At 68.7% G+C, this 16,532-nt stretch carries 15 protein-coding genes and 1 pseudogene; 12 read left to right on the top strand and 4 right to left on the bottom strand.

Annotation, left to right across the window (positions count from 1 at the left end; translation table 11 throughout):
• The first annotated feature begins 71 nt into the window (after positions 1-71).
• The 4 genes from ACHMW8_RS18170 (at position 72) to ACHMW8_RS18155 (ending at position 4,160) form a co-directional block, all read left to right on the top strand.
• The gene (locus ACHMW8_RS18170; RefSeq protein ID WP_395443338.1) at positions 72-1,307 is read left to right on the top strand and encodes a glycosyltransferase family 4 protein; all 1,236 of its coding nucleotides are present in this window, start codon (positions 72-74) and stop codon (positions 1,305-1,307) included.
• A 19-nt stretch (positions 1,308-1,326) separates the two neighbouring features.
• Positions 1,327-2,523, top strand: a complete 1,197-nt coding sequence (locus ACHMW8_RS18165) for an LptF/LptG family permease (protein WP_125157763.1) — start codon at positions 1,327-1,329, stop codon at positions 2,521-2,523.
• 172 nt (positions 2,524-2,695) lie between these two features.
• Positions 2,696-3,340 (top strand): glycoside hydrolase family 19 protein, encoded by a 645-nt coding sequence (locus tag ACHMW8_RS18160; protein ID WP_395443337.1) that lies wholly within the window; start codon positions 2,696-2,698, stop codon positions 3,338-3,340.
• Between the two features lie 151 nt (positions 3,341-3,491).
• Positions 3,492-4,160, top strand: coding sequence for a helix-turn-helix domain-containing protein (locus ACHMW8_RS18155; RefSeq protein ID WP_125159695.1), 669 nt, complete (start codon positions 3,492-3,494; stop codon positions 4,158-4,160).
• Positions 4,161-4,458: 298 nt separating this feature from the next.
• On the opposite strand, the gene ACHMW8_RS18150 is transcribed toward ACHMW8_RS18155, so the two are convergent.
• Positions 4,459-6,246 carry a PHA/PHB synthase family protein gene (locus tag ACHMW8_RS18150; RefSeq protein ID WP_395443336.1) on the bottom strand — a complete coding sequence of 596 codons (1,788 nt, stop codon included), beginning with the start codon at positions 6,244-6,246 and terminating at the stop codon, positions 4,459-4,461.
• Between the two features lie 166 nt (positions 6,247-6,412).
• Here ACHMW8_RS18150 and ACHMW8_RS18145 point away from each other — a divergent pair, with 166 nt between their 5' ends.
• The 3 genes and pseudogenes from ACHMW8_RS18145 to ACHMW8_RS18135 all read left to right on the top strand — a co-directional run bounded on the left by ACHMW8_RS18145 (position 6,413) and on the right by ACHMW8_RS18135 (position 9,669).
• A complete protein-coding gene (locus tag ACHMW8_RS18145; RefSeq protein WP_395443335.1) occupies positions 6,413-7,060 on the top strand; it encodes a Bax inhibitor-1/YccA family protein in 648 nt (215 codons plus the stop codon).
• Between the two features lie 61 nt (positions 7,061-7,121).
• A pseudogene (locus tag ACHMW8_RS18140) lies at positions 7,122-8,093 on the top strand (HAD-IC family P-type ATPase); the annotation flags it as partial.
• 166 nt (positions 8,094-8,259) lie between these two features.
• Positions 8,260-9,669: an HAD-IC family P-type ATPase gene (locus tag ACHMW8_RS18135; protein WP_395443334.1), complete on the top strand. Its 1,410-nt coding sequence runs from the start codon at positions 8,260-8,262 to the stop codon at positions 9,667-9,669.
• Between the two features lie 59 nt (positions 9,670-9,728).
• Here the strand turns inward: ACHMW8_RS18135 and ACHMW8_RS18130 are convergent, their stop codons facing one another.
• Positions 9,729-10,172 carry a hypothetical protein gene (locus tag ACHMW8_RS18130; protein WP_125157758.1) on the bottom strand — a complete coding sequence of 148 codons (444 nt, stop codon included), beginning with the start codon at positions 10,170-10,172 and terminating at the stop codon, positions 9,729-9,731.
• A 151-nt stretch (positions 10,173-10,323) separates the two neighbouring features.
• On the opposite strand from ACHMW8_RS18130, the gene ACHMW8_RS18125 reads away from it, so the two are divergent.
• The 4 genes from ACHMW8_RS18125 (at position 10,324) to ACHMW8_RS18110 (ending at position 14,630) form a co-directional block, all read left to right on the top strand.
• A complete protein-coding gene (locus ACHMW8_RS18125) occupies positions 10,324-11,409 on the top strand; it encodes an efflux RND transporter periplasmic adaptor subunit (RefSeq protein WP_395443333.1) in 1,086 nt (361 codons plus the stop codon).
• A 162-nt stretch (positions 11,410-11,571) separates the two neighbouring features.
• Positions 11,572-12,666, top strand: coding sequence for an ABC transporter permease (locus ACHMW8_RS18120; RefSeq protein WP_395443332.1), 1,095 nt, complete (start codon positions 11,572-11,574; stop codon positions 12,664-12,666).
• The gene (locus ACHMW8_RS18115; RefSeq protein WP_125157755.1) at positions 12,663-13,343 is read left to right on the top strand and encodes an ABC transporter ATP-binding protein; all 681 of its coding nucleotides are present in this window, start codon (positions 12,663-12,665) and stop codon (positions 13,341-13,343) included. The genes ACHMW8_RS18120 and ACHMW8_RS18115 overlap by 4 nt, the downstream gene beginning before the upstream one ends.
• Before the next feature lie 606 nt (positions 13,344-13,949).
• Positions 13,950-14,630, top strand: a complete 681-nt coding sequence (locus ACHMW8_RS18110; protein ID WP_395443331.1) for a glycosyltransferase — start codon at positions 13,950-13,952, stop codon at positions 14,628-14,630.
• Here the strand turns inward: ACHMW8_RS18110 and ACHMW8_RS18105 are convergent.
• Positions 14,617-15,609: a zinc-binding alcohol dehydrogenase family protein gene (locus ACHMW8_RS18105; RefSeq protein WP_395443330.1), complete on the bottom strand. Its 993-nt coding sequence runs from the start codon at positions 15,607-15,609 to the stop codon at positions 14,617-14,619. The genes ACHMW8_RS18110 and ACHMW8_RS18105 overlap by 14 nt on opposite strands.
• Before the next feature lie 2 nt (positions 15,610-15,611).
• On the bottom strand, positions 15,612-16,085 hold the full coding sequence (locus ACHMW8_RS18100; protein ID WP_395443329.1) for an Hsp20/alpha crystallin family protein: 474 nt from the start codon (positions 16,083-16,085) through the stop codon (positions 15,612-15,614).
• Between the two features lie 136 nt (positions 16,086-16,221).
• Here ACHMW8_RS18100 and ACHMW8_RS18095 point away from each other — a divergent pair, with 136 nt between their 5' ends.
• Positions 16,222-16,488, top strand: coding sequence for a hypothetical protein (locus tag ACHMW8_RS18095; RefSeq protein WP_125157751.1), 267 nt, complete (start codon positions 16,222-16,224; stop codon positions 16,486-16,488).
• Positions 16,489-16,532: the final 44 nt, after the last annotated feature.

The raw sequence follows: 16,532 nt of genomic DNA, 5'->3' as shown, positions 1-16,532 counted from the left end.
AAGCGCGTCGTCGTAGTGGCCGGGGGGCCAGGGGCCGCGCTCGTGGAAGGACTGATATGGACGTCAAGGCGTTGACGCGCACCGATGGTGTGCGCCCGTTGCGGATTGCCTTGTTTTCGGGGAACTACAACTACACCCTCGATGGCGCGAACAAGTCGCTGAACCGGTTGGTCGACCACCTGCAGCGCACCGTGGGCGCGGAGGTGCGGGTCTATTCCCCGACCGGCCCGAACCCTGCCTTCGAGCCCATGGGACAGCTGATCTCGGTGCCGTCCGTGAAGATCCCGTTCCGGCGGGACTACCGCCTGGCCCTGGGCCTCCCGCGCGCCTTGCGACGCGATATCCAGGCCTTCAAGCCCGACCTCATCCATCTGTCCGCGCCGGACCTTCTGGGCTCGGCGGCCTTGAAGTTCGCGCGCGCGCTGAAGGTTCCGGTGGTCGCCAGCCTGCACACGCTGTTCGACACCTATCTCGACTACTATGGCCTGGGCCGACTGCGCCCGTTGGTGCGTCGCCATCTCTGGAACTTCTATGGGGCTTGCGATTATGTCCTGGCCCCGACCGAAGCGATCGGCGACGAGCTTCGCGCCGATAACCTGCCGGTCCGCATCCGGACCTGGGCGCGCGGCGTCGATCCCGAACTCTTCCATCCCGGACGCCGCAGCGAGGCCTGGCGACTGAGCCAGGGTTTCGCCCCTGATCGTCCGGTGATCGTCTTTCTCGGGCGGATCGTCATGGAAAAAGGCCTGGCGGCGTTCGCCGAGACCATCGGTCAACTGGAGGCGGCGGGCCACGCCCCGCAGGTGGTGGTGATCGGCGACGGACCCGGCCGATCCTGGTTCCAGGAGCGGATGCCCTCGGCCGTCTTCACCGGCTTCCTGACCGGAGAGACTTTGGCCACGGCCCTGGCCAGCGGCGACATCTTCCTCAATCCCAGCACCACCGAGACCTTCGGCAACGTCAATCTGGAAGCGATGGCCTGCGGCCTGGCGATGGTCTGCGCCGATGCGCCCAACACGCGCGCGCTGCTGCGCCACGGCCGCAACGCCCTCCTCTGCGCGGATCATCCTTCAGCCTATGCCGGCGCCCTGTCGGGTCTGCTCGTCCACCCGGAGGAACGACGGCGCCTGGGCGCCGCCGCGCTCGAGCGCAGCGCCGCCTATCGCTGGACGGAGGTTATGGACGCGGTGCTGGACGTCTACGCCGAGGCCCTGGACGCGCGCCCCGCTCCGCAAGCCCCCGCCGTGCGCGCGTGGCGCTCACCGGCCAAGGTGGAGCCGCGGGCCGCCGGCCTGCCGGCGCTTTGAAGCCCCCCGCGTATCGCCCATGTTCCCGACCATACTTGACCGCTACCTGCTGCGGCGGACTTTGACGCCGATGGCCGCCGTGCTGATCAGCACGATGGTGGCGTTCCTGATGGAGCGTCTGATGCGGTCCTTCCAACTGCTCTCTCAGACGACGGAAGGCTTCAAGTTCCTGACCGAGCTGCTGGTCAATCTCGTCCCGCACTATGTGGGCCTGACCCTGCCCGGCGGCTTTTTCATCGGCTTGTTCGTGGTCGTGAACGGCCTCAACAAGAGTTCGGAGATCGACGCCATCCTGGCCAGCGGCATATCGCTGGGCCGGTTCGCCGCCCCCTTCGTCGGCCTTGGCCTCCTGCTGATGGTCTTCAGCGTGGTGTTGTTCGGCTTCATCCAGCCCTATAGCCGCTACGCCTATCACGCGGTCCTGCACGCGGCCGAGAACGCCGGATGGAACGGCGACGTCAGGCCCAAGGCCTTGCTCAACGCCGGGCCCGACGTCTTCCTGACCGCCGATGACGCCGACGCCAGCGGACGTCGTCTCCAACATGTCTTCATCCGCAAGATCGGTCCCGACGGACGCGAGGACGTCCTGACGGCGGTCTCGGCGGAGGTCAGCAAGGACGCGGGCGATCAAAGCGTGAAGCTGGAGCTGCGCGACGGTCGACAGGTCAGCACGACCCGCGACGCCCGGGTCTATGTCGCCCGATTCTCGCGCTTCGCCTTCGATCTGCCCCTGTCGCAGTCGGCCAAGCTGCTGCGGCTGCGGGGCGACGAGGTCAGCGAGCTGACTCTGGTCGAACTGGCCCAGCAGGGCTTTGGCGCCGCGCGACCCGCCCTTCCCCGGCAGACCTTGCTGGCCGAACTCTATGCTCGGTCCTCGCGGGCGCTGATCCTGCCCCTGCTGCCGCTCCTGGCCGTTCCGTTCGGCCTGAGCGCCAAGCGCGCGGGCTCGGGGTCGGCCATGGCCACTGGCGGGGTTCTGCTGTTCCTCTTCGAGACCTCCATGATCCTCGGCCAGGCCATGGTCTCGGCGGCTCGCCTTCCGGCGGCCGTGACGGTCGGCGGGCCGGCCGCGCTCTTCGCGATCATCTGCGTCGCCACCTGGGTGACCAGCCGCCGACGCCCCGGCGAAAATCCCGTCAGTTGGCTGACCGAGCACGTCGCCGCCGCCTTCGCCGCCGTCGCACGGGCGCTCCGCATGCGTCGCGTCGCGCCGTAGCCGGCCGCCTCCCGAACGCTCGCCACTGACGGCGGTCTATCCGCGGCGATCGCGATAGAACGCCGCTCTTGACGGTCCAGCTCAATCGCTCATGGTGGCGACGCGAACTTTGGCCGCGCACACGCCATAATGGCAATATCGAGCTAACAGCGCTTCAGGAGATAGCGGGCGCATGTCTCTGATCACCTACGACACCTTCCGGAAATTCGTACCGAAGATCGGACCTCAGAGCGCGGAGGCCTGGTGCGCTGCGCTGGCGCGGGCGGGCGATATGTGTGGCATCACCGGCCGGCGCGCGACCGTTCACTGGCTTGGCCAGATGGCCCATGAGTCCATGGGATTCCGAACGTTCGAGGAAGATCTGTGGTACTCGGCCGCGCAAATTCGCAAGACCTGGCCTGGACGCTTCAAGACCGTCGACCCCACGCCGTTCGCCGGAAATCCAAAGGCGCTCGCCAACAAGGTCTACAACGGCCGCATGGGCAACCGCGAGGGCTCGGACGACGGCTATTACTTTCGAGGCCGGGGGCCCAAGCAACTGACCGGACGCGACAACTATACGCTCTTTGGCGCGTGGTTGGCGTCTCGACGACCTGATGTCGGCGATATCCGCCTGAAGCCGGAGCTGGTCGCCGGCCCGGATATCGGGTCCCTCGCCGCGGCCTGGTTCTGGGACAAGAACCACCTGTCGGCGATCCTGCAGGCCGACAGCAACGACGAAAGCGCGAGCAGGAAGATCACCCAGGCGATCAACAACGGCCAAACCGGCTGGGAGTCGCGATGGACCTGGACCCAAAGGGCCATGACGATCTGGTAACCCGCGTCCGATCGACCGCACTGGACGGTCCGACAGCGGCACCGACGCACACGTCCACGGAGGTCTGCACGCCAGGGTTAAGTATTGTTCCCAATGGTGTGGTTGGGGCGTGCGGCACTATCCCTGTCATCGCGCCGCAGGGAGAGCCACGATGTCGATGCACGCCTTACCGAGATCCGCCGCCGCTCCAGCGATGACGTCGCTTTATCCGCCCATGGCCGACATGTTCGGCGACATGGGCGTCAGCATCGCCTACGCCAGCGACGAGGAGATCTACGCCCAGGGCGAAGAGACCGATCTCGTCTATCAGGTCCAGAGCGGCGCGGTGCGCGCCTCGCGCCTGACCAGCGACGGCCGCCGCCAGATCGCCGGCTTCTATTATCCGGGCGATCTCTTCGGCCTGGAGACCGGACCCGCGCACCTGTCCTCGGCCGAGGCGCTGGGTCCCACCCGCGTCCTGGTCGCCCGGCGCTCGACCATGCGCCATCGCGGTGAGGCCGGCCACGGCCTGGAACGGGCCATCTGGCAGGCCACCGGCTCGGAGCTGGAACGGGCGCACGAGCACATGATGCTCCTGGCCCGCAAGAGCGCCTTGGAGAAGGTCGCCGGCTTCCTGTCCGACGTGGCCAAGCGACAGCGGTCGGTCTGGAGCGAGTTGGCGATGAGCCGCCAGGACATCGCCGATCACCTGGGCCTGAGCATCGAGACCGTCTCGCGCATGTTCAGCCAGCTGCAGAGCGAAGGCCTCATCGCCCTGGAGGGCTGCCGTCGCTTCCGCGTCGCCTCCCCCGCCAGGCTGGCCGCTCGCGCCGCGCCCTAGGCGGTGTCCGTGGGCCTATGGCCCGAGGCGGTCCCGCGTTCTTACCGCCGTGCGCGCCAAGGTGCAGCAGAGCCATGCCGGGGCGCCATCGGCGTCCACAGGGTCAACAGTCGCAGCAGGACCGTCGAGGCGAAGACCTGCTCCATTGGCGCCCTGGAGGTGCAGGGTCGCCGTGCAGGTGGCCTAGAAAGCGCCTAGTCCCGACGGGATCAGCCCCAAGGTGACGACGATCGAAGCCATGATCAGCGCGATGAAGCTCGTGGTCGGCGCGGGCTTGGCTTGTGCTGTTTCCCGCGAGTCAGCGTTCGAGAACATAGCGCCCCGGCGCGGGCGCGCGACTGCCTTTCCCGGGCTGGTCGGCCGGTTCCAGCGTCCGGGCCGGAACGGACGGACCCGAGCGATCGGCCAGCCATTTCGCCCATTGCGGCCACCAGGATCCCTCTCCCTGCTCGGCCTGGCCGAGCCAGGCCTCGGGGTCGACATAGCGGCCGTCGGCCGGCCGCGTCCGGCGACGCCATCGCCGGCCCGGACGACGCGGTTCGGAGATGATGCCGGCGTTATGCCCGCCACTGGTCAGCAGGAAGGTGACCTCGGCGCCAGTCAGCAGATGGATCTTGAAGACCGAACGCCATGGCGCGACGTGGTCCCATTCGGCGCCGACGGCGAAGATCGGGACCCGGATATCCTCCAGGGCGATGGGCCGTCCCTCGACCAGGAACCGCCCCTCGGCCAGATCATCGTTCAAGAACAATGAATGAAGATATTGGCTGTGCATGGCGTAGGGCAGTCTGGTGCCATCGCTGTTCCAGGCCATCAGATCGCTCATGGGCGCGCGCTCGCCCATCAGGTAGTCCCGCACCAGGCGCGACCAGACAAGGTCGTTGGAACGCAGAATCTGGAAAGCCCCGCTCATCTGACGCGGGTCGAGATAGCCCCTGGACCACATCAGGTCCTCCAGGAAACGCACCTGACCCGCATCAATGAACAGGCCCAGTTCCCCTGGCTCGCTGAACTCCGTCTGCGCGGCCAGCAGCGTCACGCTCGCCAGTCGCTCATCGCCGTCGCGCGCCATGGTCGCGGCGGCGATGGCCAGCAAGGTTCCGCCCAGGCAGTATCCCACCGCGTGAACGGCGCTGGCTCCGGTCTCCGCGACCACCGCGTCCAGCGCCGCCAGGAAACCCTGACGCCGGTAATCCTCCAGGTCCAGGCCCCGATCCGCGGGGCCTGGATTGCGCCAGGAGATCATGAAGACGCAAAACCCTTGGTCCACCAGCCAACGCACCAGGGAGTTCTCGGGCGACAGGTCCAGGATGTAGAACTTCATGATCCAGGCCGAGGTGATCAGCACCGGCTCGGGCCGGACCTGCGCGGTGGCGGGCGCATAGCGGATCAGCTCGATCAGATCGTTGCGGAACACCACCTGCCCCGGCGTGATCGCCACCTCATGGCCAGGACGAAAGGCTTCCGCCCCGGCCGGCGGCTCACCGGAGAGCCCGCGGCGGACATCGTCGAGGAGATTGGCCGCGCCTTGGGCCAGGCAGACGCCGCCTGTCTTGGCGACCTTGGCCTGGACGACGGGATTGGTGAGCACGAAGTTCGACGGCGCCAGGACATCCAGCATCTGGCGCGCGGCGAAGCGCGCCATGGCCTGATGCGGCGCGGTGACGCCCGGCACGCCAGTCAAGGCCGCATCCCACCATTGTTGCTGCAGCAGGAAGCCCTGCTCGAGCAGATTGAAGGGCCAGGTTCGCCAAGCCGGATCATCGAACCGGTGGTCCTGGGGCAAGGGTGTGATCGCCGGCGCGGCGGCCGAGCCTTCCAGAAGGGCGCGCCCGGTGAAGTCGGCCAAGCGCGACATCTTGCGTCCGGCCTTGACGCCCAAGCGCCACTGGCGGCCGGGCGAAAGAGCCAGGTGGGTCGCCCAGTCGGCATACGCAGAGAGGATCGAAAGCGGCGAGAGCCCGCCGGTCATCCGCGCCAGCCCCGCGCTGGCCAGGCGATCCAGGCGTTCAGCCCACGCATCGCCGGGATCGTCGGCCTTGGCGGCTGGCGGCTGGCGGCTGTCGATCGCAAGAGCGGCGGTCACGGCGGGCTCTCCTCCACCAAGGCGGCGTGCGCTTGACCTATCGCGACCTCGGCGCGGGCGAACCTCGCAAATCTACGTAGCTTTCCCAATTGGGCGCGGCGGTCGCCCCGACCACCCTCCGCGCGTCTGGTTCCCGGCGCCGAGAGCGACGGCGGAGGAGAAAGCAATGCCTAGGCGCGGAGACGACCTTGACCTTGGCGCGGCCCTATCGGTCCCGCCCGATCGGGCGACGGGTTTCATGGCCTCGGTCTGGGCCTGGATGGCTGGCGGCGTGTTGATCTCGGCGGCCGCGGCCTGGAGCGCGGCCTATCTGCCGGCCGTTTCGCGGGCCCTGTTCACCGACCAGGGTCTGACGGGCGTCGGCTGGATGGTGACCCTGGCGCCCCTGCTGATCGTGCTGACCCTCAGCGCCTCGATCACCCGCCTCTCTCCCGCCGTCGCGGCGATGATGTTTCTGAGCTACGCCGCGCTGGTCGGACTATCCCTGGGCGGGCTGGTGATGGCCTATTCCGGCCATGACCTGGCCCTGGCCCTGGTGTGCGTCGCGGCCGGGTTCGGAGTCATGGCCGCGCTCGGCGCGGTGACCCGGATCGATCTTGGCGGCCTGGGGGTCTTCATGACCATGAGCGTCGTGACCTTGCTCCTGGCCATGGTGGCCAACCTCTTTCTGCGATCCTCGCCTCTGGACCTCGCGATTTGCGCGATGGGCGCCCTGATATTCGCCGGTCTGACCGCCTTCGATGTCCAGCGCTTGCGGCGCCTCGCCGCCGAAGGCTGGAATGGCGCCCGCGGCCGGCGGTCATGGGCGGCCTGACGCTCTATCTTGATCTGCTGAACCTCTTCCTGTTCGCGCTTCGCCTGACCGGGCGCCGGCGGTGAGCGCCAAGCTCCCGCCGTTCTGGCGGCAAGGCGCCGACGTCCTGCTCAAGACCCTGGGGAGCGATCTCCAGGGTCTTTCGACGCAGGAAGCCGTGCGCCGACTGGCCGTGGATGGCCCCAACAGCCTCGCCCCGAGCACGCACAGCCATCCCCTGGCGGATCTGCTGCGGCGCCTGGCGAACCCCTTGGTGGCCATCCTGCTGGTGGCCGCCGCGATCGCCGGGGCCACGGGAGACGCGCCCAGTTTCGTGATCATCGTCGCCGTCGTCCTGGCGTCCACCGGGCTGGACATGATCCAGGAACATCGCGCGCGGGCGAGCGCGGAGGCCTTGCGCCAAACGATCGCGTTGCGCGCTCGCGCCTGGCGAGACGGCAAGGCCGGCGAAGTTCCCGCCGCCCAGTTGGTGGCTGGCGACGTCGTCGACTTGGCGGCAGGCGACCTTGTGCCGGCCGACGGCGTGGTGCTGGCCGCCAACAATGTCCAGGTCAACCAGGCCCTGCTGACCGGCGAGCCCTATCCGGTGGAGAAAGCCGTCGAGCCCGCCGCGACGGAAGCCACCTTGGCGGACGCGCGCAACGCCCTGTTCGAGGGCGCCTCGGTGGTCGCCGGCACGGCCAGAATGCTGGTGGCCGCCACCGGCCCGCGCACCCGGCTTGGCGCCATCGCCCGAGCCTTGAGCAAAGCGCAGCCGCCCACCGCGTTCGAGCGCGGCGTTCACCAGCTGGGGGTCCTGATCGTTCGCCTGACCCTGTTCCTGGTGCTCTTCGTGCTGCTGGCCCACTTGGCGCTGGGTCGACCGGCCCTTCAGTCGTTCCTGTTCGCCATGGCCCTGGCGGTCGGGCTGACGCCCGAACTCCTGCCGATGATCATGACCGTGGCCCTGTCGCGCGGCGCCCAGCGCATGGCCGCCGCCAAGGTGGTGGTCAAGCGCCTGTCGGCGATCCACGACCTGGGTCAGATGGACATCCTTTGCACCGACAAGACGGGCACGTTGACCCAGGCGCGCATAGCGCTGGTCGCCCATCCTGGGATCGACGGCGAAGACGATGACCAGGTGGCCGAATGGGCGGCGATCAACGCGCGCTTCGAGACCGGTCTGAGGAGTTCCCCTCGACGAGGCGTTGCTCCAGCACATGTCCGACCGCGACCTCAACGGCTGGCGCAAGCTCGACGAGCGCCCCTTCGATTTCGAACGACGGCGAGTCTCGGTCCTCGTCGAGCGCGCCGCCGACGGCGTCCGGCTCGAGATCGTCAAGGGCGCGCCCGAAACCCTGCTGACCCTTTGCGCGAACGCTCAGGACCGCTCGGGAGCGGTTAGACCGCTCGACGCGGCGCTTCGTCAGCGCCTGGCCGACCTCCAGGCCGACCGCGCCGCCCAAGGGCTGCGTCTCCTGGGCGTGGCGTTCAGATCCGCCGCCGGCCGCCAAACCATCGGCCAGGATGACGACGCAGGTCTTGTGTTCCTGGGCTTCTGCGTCTTCGTGGACCCGCCCAAGGCCAGCGCCACCCAGGCGATCTCCCGGCTTCAGGCGGCCGGCGTACGGGTCAAGGTGATCTCGGGCGACGCCGCGGCCGTCGTGCAGCATCTGGTCACCACGCTGAACTTGCCGGTCGAGGGCCTGTTGACCGGGGAGATGATCGACAAGCTCAACGACCAGGCTCTGGCCGTCCGGGTCGAACACACCGATCTCTTCGCCCGCGTCACGCCTGACCAGAAGACCCGGATCGTCCGCGCCTTGCGCGCGCGTGGTCATACGGTCGGTTTCCTCGGCGATGGGATCAACGACGCCCCGGCGATCAGGGCCGCCGATGTCGGCCTGTCGGTCGACGGCGCCACGGACGTGGCGCGCGAGGCGGCCGATATGATCCTGCTGGATCAGGACCTTTCCGTCTTGGCCGACGGGGTGGCCGAGGGACGGCGCACCTACGCCAACATCATGAAATACGTGCGGATGGGCACCAGCTCCAACTTCGGCAACATGCTGACCATGGCGCTGGCCTCGCTGGCCCTGCCCTTCCTGCCGCTGACCGCCGTCCAGGTGCTGCTCAACAACCTGATCTACGATCTTGCGCAGGTCGGCATTCCGCTCGATGGGGCGGACGCTTCGGATCTGTCGCGTCCCAGAGCCTGGGACATGCGCGGCCTGATGCGCTTCACGGCGATCATGGGACCGCTGTCATCGGTGTTCGATGTCGCCACCTTCGCCCTGCTGCTATGGGTGTTCCACGCCGATGTGGCCCAGTTTCGCGCCGCCTGGTTCATCGAATCCATGGCCAGCCAGATCCTGGTGATCTTCGTGATCCGGACGGCGGGTCCGGCCTTGGCCAGCCGCGCGCATCCGGCCCTGACCGCCACGGCGCTCGCCGGTCTGGCCCTCGCCCTGGCCTTGCCGCTCCTGCCATGGGGCGCGGTGCTGGGCTTCGCGCCCCCGACCGGGGCGACCCTGGCGGCGATCGCCGGGCTGGTAGGAACCTATCTCGTCTGCGCGGAGGGCCTAAAGCGCCTGGCGCTAGGTCAAGCGCGCGACGGGAGGATCTTCTAGACCTCGCGCCGTGTGGGCCCTCAGCGAGACCGAGCCCCACGCGGTTCGAGACCAGACGCCTAGCCGAAGACGATTCTCGCGCCTCCGGCGGCGATCATCAGGGCCAGTCCTCGACCTTCGAGGTTTAGGCGGATCTCCACGCCCTTGCCGTTGCGCAAGATCGCCGCGCCGCGGCCCAGGACCAAGGCGCCGCTCGCGCCCGCGCCCCAATAGACTCCTTCGAAGTCGGCGAGGGACTTCAAGTGGCGAACCTCGGCCGTTCCTTCGAGGCGCTCGGCGCCGACGCCGACCGCGGCCAGGCCGTTGACGCGGAAGTCATAGCGTCGCCCCTGGAAAGTCAGGCGACCAGCGCCCGACTGGTAGCCGACGACCAAGGCCAGGTTTTCTCCCCTGAACGTGGCTTGCGCCGTATCGGAACGGCCCTGGCCGAACGCGGCCATTGGCGCCAGCGGCATGGCCGCGGCCAAGGTCATCAAGGTTCTACGGTTGAGATATCGAGGCATGGCGGAGCTTCTCCAGGGCGCGGCGGGGATGGCCAAGGTCGCGCCGCTCGGCGCTCAATCGCATGATCTTGATCAATCCCGGCCGCCCCAGCCCGTGTCATCACCATGCAAGGCCGGCGTCCGGCGGCCTTCTGGATTGGCCCCTGGCACGATGGACACGCCCCTCCCCCGCTCCGCCGCGGCGCCAAAGACGGCCAATCCCACGCCGGCGGCCGCGCCGATATCCGCCAGGGCGGGATCGCGCCGGCTATGGGTCTTTGGCGCGGGCCTGCTCGTGCTGATCGCGGCGCTCGCCGCCGGGGCGCTCTATCTGAGGCCGCCACGGGTCGTCGTCGCTCAAGCCGTCGTGGGGCAGGCGGTCGATGTCGTCTACGCGTCCGGCGTGGTCGACTATGTGCGCCAGGCCCATGTCGCGCCGATCGTCAGCGCGCCAATACGCGAGGTCGCGGTCGCCGAAGGCCAGTGGGTCAAGGCGGGCCAACTGCTGGCTCAGCTCGAGGATGGTCCGGCGCAAGGCACGGCCCTGCAGTTGGCCGCCCAGGCGGCGCAGGCCCGCGTTGTCGCCGGTCGCACGCGACGCCTGCTGGAGGCGGGTTTCGCCGCGCGCGCCGCCGATGACGACGCCCAGGCGCAGGCCCGCGCCGCGGGGGCGGCCGCAGAAGGCGCCCTGGCCCACCTGCGCGACTATCGCCTGACCGCGCCGTTCGCCGGCCAGATCCTGCGGCGCGAGGCCGAACCCGGCGATCTGGCGACTGTGGGAACGATGCTGTTCCTGCTGGCCGATCCACGCACCCTGCGCATCACCGCCGACGTCGATGAGCGTGATATCGCCCGCCTGAAGCTCGGCGCCCAGGCCCTGATCCGCGCCGACGCCTTTCCCGGGCGGACATTCCAGGGATCCATCGCCCGGATCACCCCGGCCGGCGACGCCACGGGCCGGGTGTTCCGCGTCCGCATCGCCCTGCCCGCCGACTGCCCGCTCTCGCCCGGCATGACCGTCGAGACCAACCTCGTCGCCGCGCGGCGCGAGCAGGCGATCCTCGTCCCCGCCACGGCGGTCCAGAACGGCCAGGTGTGGCGCGTGGAAAATGGGCGCGCCCGCCGAGTTCCGGTGCAGGTCGGCGCGATTGGCGCGACCCAGACCGAGCTCAAGTCGGGCATGGCCGCCGGTGACACCGTCATCATTGCGCCCGGCCGCCTTCGGGACGGTCAACACGTAAGCGCCGCGCGCCCATGAACTCGGTCGCCGGCGTTCTGGCCGGGGTGGCCCTGGCGCATCTCCGAGTACGAGCCCGCCAAACCCTGGTGGCCACCTTGGGCGTGGCGATCGGCGTCGGGTTCTTCCTGGCCGTCTCGGGCATGATGGTCGGCTCCCAGAAGGACTTCATCAAGACTTCTGGTGAACTCCGCGCCCCACATCATCGTGCGCGACGAGCAGCGCAAGCCGGTTCGCCAGCCCGCCCTGGACGCCTTTCCGAACGCCGCGGTCGCCATCCACGGCCTGCGGCCTCAGGAGGAGGTGCGCGGATTGAAGGATTGGCCCGCCATGCTCGCCGACGCCCGCGCGATCCCCGGGGCCCTGGCCGCCCCGTCGCTGAGCGGCGCGGTGACCATAGCCTACGCGGGCAGGACAGCGGCGGTGGCGCTCAATGGCGTCGACCCACGGCTGGAAGGACGCCTGGCCAAGATCGGCGAAACTCTGGTCGGCGGCGCGCTGACGGACCTGGAGGCGCGCCCCGACGGGATCATCATCAGCCGCCCCCTGGCCGAACGCCTGGGTGCGCGCTTAGGCGACACCCTGGTCGTGACCGCCTCAAGCGGGACCCTGCAGCGCATGCGGATCCTGGCGCTGATCGAGCCCGACGCCCAGGCCGGCTTCTATGCCGGCGACACGGTAGCCTATGGCCTGCTGCGCACCGCCCAGGTCCTGTTCTCGCGGCCAGACATCGTCAACCAGCTCCATATCCGGCTGGCCCGGTCCGACGACGCCAAGGCGCAGGCCGAGCGCCTCGAGAGCCGGTGGGGCTACAAATGGGAGTCCTGGCAGGAGCGTTCGGCCGACATTCTCAACCTGCTGGTCGTGCGGAACATCATCATGTACGCGGTGATCCTGGCGATCCTGGTCGTAGCCAGTTTCGGCATCTACACGGCCGTCTCCAACAGCGTCGCCGACAAGCGCCGCGACATCGCCATCCTGCGTGCGATGGGTTTCACGGCCGGCGACATCCAGGCGATCTTCCTGATGGAGGGCCTGCTGGTGGGCGTGTTGGGTGCGCTCGTCGGCTTCGCCGTCGGTACCGGTCTTCTGCAGATCCTGGCCAGCCTGCCTTTGACCATGGGCGGCAAGCCGCTGGTGCTGCCGCTCGACCGCAGCCTGCCGCAATATCTCCTGGCCGGCGGCGCGTCGCTCGCCGCGGCCCTGATCGCCGCCTGGCTTCCGGCGCGCAAGGCCGCGCGGGTGGACCCGGTCGACATTCTGCGGGGGGCGACGTGAGCGCTCTGATCGAAGCGCGCGCGGTTACGCGGGTTCTCGTGGATCCCGAGCCCTTCACCCTGGTCGACGCGGCGACCCTGAAGATCGAGGCCGGCGCCCTGGTGGCGATCGTGGGGCCGTCCGGGTGCGGCAAGTCCTCGTTGCTTTACCTGCTGGGCCTCCTGGATCGACCCGACCAGGGCGAGGTGCTGATCGCCGGACAGCCAACGACCGATCTCGGCGAAGCGGCCCGCACGCGGCTGCGCCTGGAGCGGATCGGCTATGTCTTCCAGTTCCACTTCCTGCTGCCGGAGCTGACGGCCCACGCCAACGTCGCCCTGCCAATGCGACGCCTGGGACGTCGCAGTCCTCTAGAGATCGATCAGGCCGTCCATACCCTGCTTGAGAAGCTCGGCTTGGCCCAACAGGCCGGGCGGCGGCCTGACCGCCTCTCCGGCGGTCAACGGCAACGCGTGGCGATCGCCCGCGCCTTGGCCAACGACCCGGCCATCGTGCTATGCGATGAGCCGACCGGCAATCTCGACAGCGTCAACACCCGCCTGGTGATAGAGGAGTTCCAGCGCCTGGCCCATGCCGAACAGCGCGCGGTGGTGTGCGTGACCCACGACGAGAGTTTCGCCGAAGCCGCCGATCGCCGTATCCGCATGCTGGACGGCCGGATCGTTGAGGATCGCTAGATTGGGTCAAGATCGCGTTCTACGCAGGGCGGCTCCACCGGCGACCGATACATCCCATGTCTGCCGCGCGCTGGTCGTCGGCGCCGATCGGAGGCGCCATGTGGCGTGACGCTTCGCTCTCCATCGCCGCGACCGGCCTGCCCGCTCCCCCGCCGGTTGGCTCAGTCGGGCTGGTTGACACGACCATGCTCTACGCGCCGGCCAGCGGCGGCGTGCGGCGCTATCTGAACGCCAAGGCCGACTGGGTGGCCCGACGCCGACCCAGCCTGCGCCATCGGCAGGTGCTGCCCGGGCCCACTGATCGTGACGAGGCTCAGATCGCCTTTGTTCAGTCGGCCATCCTGCCCTTCACGCACGGCTATCGCTGGCCGATGAACTTGGCGGCCTGGACCGAGCGCATCCTGCGCGAGAGCCCCGCCCTGATCGAAGCCGAGGATCCCTACCTGCCCGGCAAGGCGGCTTTGCGGGCCGGCCAAGCTCTCGGCGTCCCGGTGGTCGGCTTCTGCCATAGCGACGTGGCGGCCCTGACCCCGGCGACTTCTCGACGGCCGTGGAGCCGTCGCGTTTCGCAAGCTTTGGGCGCACCGCTTTCGTCGCTTCGACCAAGTGCTGGCGCCGAGCCGCTACATGGCCGAAATCCTGGGCGAGGCTGGCGTGGAAAATGTCCAAGACGTCTCGCTCGGCGTCGATACCGACATCTTCCATCCCTATCCGCAGGCTCGCGCGCCGCTGCGCGCGGCCCTTGGCCTTGGCGCGCGGGAGCGGTTGGTCGTCTTCGCCGGGCGGCCCGCGCCTGAGAAGCGACTGGACGTGCTCGTCGAGGCGGTGGAGCGCCTAGGTCCGGACTACCGCCTGCTGCTGATCGGCGGAGGCGCATCGCGCTCGCGGCAGGTGCTGACCCTGCCGTTCCAGAACGACCCCGCCAGGCTGGCCAGGATCCTCTCGGGCTGCGACGCCCTGGTCCATGCCAATCCCTTCGAAACCCTCGGCCTGGTGGTGCTCGAAGCCATGGCTTGCGGCGTGCCGGTGGTGGGGGTCGCCCATGGAGGCGTCGGCGAAACGGTCGACGAGACGTTCGGCCAACTGGCCGCGCGGGCAACGCCCGAGGCCATGGCCGAGGCGATCGCGGCGCTGTTTGATCGCGATCTGTCGGTTCTGGGAGCCCGCGCCAGGACGCGGGCCGTCGAGCGCTATCGTTGGGACACGACGTTCGAACACCTCACCCAACTTTATCATCGCCTGACAGGACTGCCCGCGTTCAATAACAGCCCGGCTAGCGCCCCTTGATCGCGAGGACGGCCGCGCCGGTGAAGGCGCCGGCGCGCAAGTCGGCCAGGGCCTTTCCGGCCTGGCGCAATCCGTAAGTCGTGATGTGCGCGCGTACGCCCGCCGCGGCGGCGCGCTTCAGATAGTCGGCGCCATCGGCGCGAGTGAGATTGGCCACCGACAGGACCCGACGCTCTTCCCACAGGTCGCTATAGTCGAGGGCCGGAATGGCGCTCATGTGGATGCCGGCGCAGACCACAGCGCGCCCTCGGTCGACCGCGCGCAGCGCCAAGGGGACGAGGGCTCCGTCGGCGGCGAAGATGATCGCCGCGTCCAGCGGCTGTGGCGGCCGTTCGGCGGAAGAGCCGGCCCAGACACAGCCGAGCGAGCGCGCCAGAGCCTGCGCGGCGGTGTCCCCGGGCCGCGTGAAGGCGTAAACGTCCTGGCCTTCGAAGATGGCCAACTGCGCCAGGAGATGCGCCGCCGCGCCGAAGCCATAGAGACCAAGGCGCCGGACCACGCGCCCCTGGGCGGCCATGCGCCAAGCCCGGAAGCCAATCGCGCCGGCGCAAAGCAGAGGCGCGGCTTCCAGGTCGCTGAACGCTTCGGGCAGCGGCAGGCAGAAGGCGGCATCGGCCAAGACCTGGTCGGCATAGCCGCCGTCCCGGGTCCATCCGGTGAACTCGGCGCGCTTGCAGAGGTTCTCCAGGCCTTCGCGGCAAAGGTCGCAGCGGCCGCAGGCCCGACCCAGCCAGGACACGCCGACGCGCTGGCCGAGCGCCAGGGTTGTGACGCCCTCGCCCAGCGCGGCGACGGTCCCGACGACCTGGTGGCCTGGCACGATCGGGCGGGAGGTCGATAGATCGCCATCCAGCAGATGCAGATCCGTGCGGCAGACCCCGCACGCGCGGATCTCCAGCCGCACCTGCCCCGCGCCAGGCTCGGGAACCGGGCGCAGGGTGGCTGTCAGCCGACCGTCCTCGAGGACCATGGCCAGCATGGTCAGGCGGCCGGCGACGCGGCTTGGATGGGAATGGTGCGGCCGACGCTCTCGTTGGTTTTTGGCGCGACGATCGTCAGCACGCCGTCCTTGAGATTGGCGGTGAACCCCTCGGCGTCGACCGTTCGCGGCAAGGTGACCTGACGCGTGAATTCGCCCGAGCGCCGTTCAAGCACGCGATAGGTCTTGTCGCCGCTCTCGGTCTGATCCGTCTTGTGGCCATGGACGATCAGGCGGTCGTCTTCGACCGTCACGGTCAATTCGCTTTCAGTATAGCCTGGCACATCGAGCTTCAGCTCGATGCCCTGGGCGGTCTCGCTGAAGTCGAGACTAGGAACGGCGAAAGTCTCGGTCATGCCGAAGCCGCGGCCGAACTCGCTGAACACGCGATCGATCTCGCGCTGAAGCGGCGCGAAGATGTGGGTGGCCTGTTGTCCGATGGTCGGCAGAGTGGATTTGATCTCAGGCTGGGACATTGGAAGTTCCTTGCGCAAGACACGCCCAATCGGCGCGCGCGGATGATCGCGCTGGCTGGTCCGTGTGGGTTGATCCCCGTCAAAACGGTCCGTTTTGGGCGGCGCATCCTGGTCGCCTCAACCCGGAGATAGTTCAATGGCCAAGACCGATACCCCAAAGGTCGCGGAGTCCGTCTTCGACACCGTGATCGCCGCAGCGCAAAACGGCCAAACCCAGATGGCCCGCGACTGGTCGCAAGGCTGCGAACGGTATGCGCGCTATTTCGCCAGCCTGGCCAAGGCGCGTGGCCCTGAAGATCTGATGGCCGCCAATGCGGACCTGATGCTCGGCGGGCTGGACGCTGTGGTCCGCCGGACCACCGTCCTGCCGAGCGTCGACGGGACGCCGCCGCCGGCCGCTTGACGCAGATCAGTTTCGCGCGCGCGGGCCGGCCTAGGTTTGGGCGT

Origin of the sequence: Caulobacter sp. UC70_42 (genome assembly GCF_044056025.1) — a bacterium.
Classification (GTDB): domain Bacteria; phylum Pseudomonadota; class Alphaproteobacteria; order Caulobacterales; family Caulobacteraceae; genus Caulobacter.
The sequence above is the reverse complement of the archived record's forward strand: the minus strand, read 5'-3'. Positions and strand labels throughout refer to the sequence as shown.

What these genes read in the sequence shown, in the direction of transcription:
- ACHMW8_RS18145 (WP_395443335.1), top strand. Translation starts at nt 6,413, where the DNA reads ATGCCTAGGCGCGGAGACGACCTTGACCTTGGCGCGGCCCTATCGGTC.
- ACHMW8_RS18165 (WP_125157763.1), top strand. Translation starts at nt 1,327, where the DNA reads ATGTTCCCGACCATACTTGACCGCTACCTGCTGCGGCGGACTTTGACG.
- ACHMW8_RS18155 (WP_125159695.1), top strand. Translation starts at nt 3,492, where the DNA reads ATGTCGATGCACGCCTTACCGAGATCCGCCGCCGCTCCAGCGATGACG.
- ACHMW8_RS18100 (WP_395443329.1), bottom strand. Translation starts at nt 16,085, where the DNA reads ATGTCCCAGCCTGAGATCAAATCCACTCTGCCGACCATCGGACAACAG.
- ACHMW8_RS18160 (WP_395443337.1), top strand. Translation starts at nt 2,696, where the DNA reads ATGTCTCTGATCACCTACGACACCTTCCGGAAATTCGTACCGAAGATC.
- ACHMW8_RS18095 (WP_125157751.1), top strand. Translation starts at nt 16,222, where the DNA reads ATGGCCAAGACCGATACCCCAAAGGTCGCGGAGTCCGTCTTCGACACC.
- ACHMW8_RS18130 (WP_125157758.1), bottom strand. Translation starts at nt 10,172, where the DNA reads ATGCCTCGATATCTCAACCGTAGAACCTTGATGACCTTGGCCGCGGCC.
- ACHMW8_RS18135 (WP_395443334.1), top strand. Translation starts at nt 8,260, where the DNA reads ATGTCCGACCGCGACCTCAACGGCTGGCGCAAGCTCGACGAGCGCCCC.
- ACHMW8_RS18125 (WP_395443333.1), top strand. Translation starts at nt 10,324, where the DNA reads ATGGACACGCCCCTCCCCCGCTCCGCCGCGGCGCCAAAGACGGCCAAT.
- ACHMW8_RS18105 (WP_395443330.1), bottom strand. Translation starts at nt 15,609, where the DNA reads ATGCTGGCCATGGTCCTCGAGGACGGTCGGCTGACAGCCACCCTGCGC.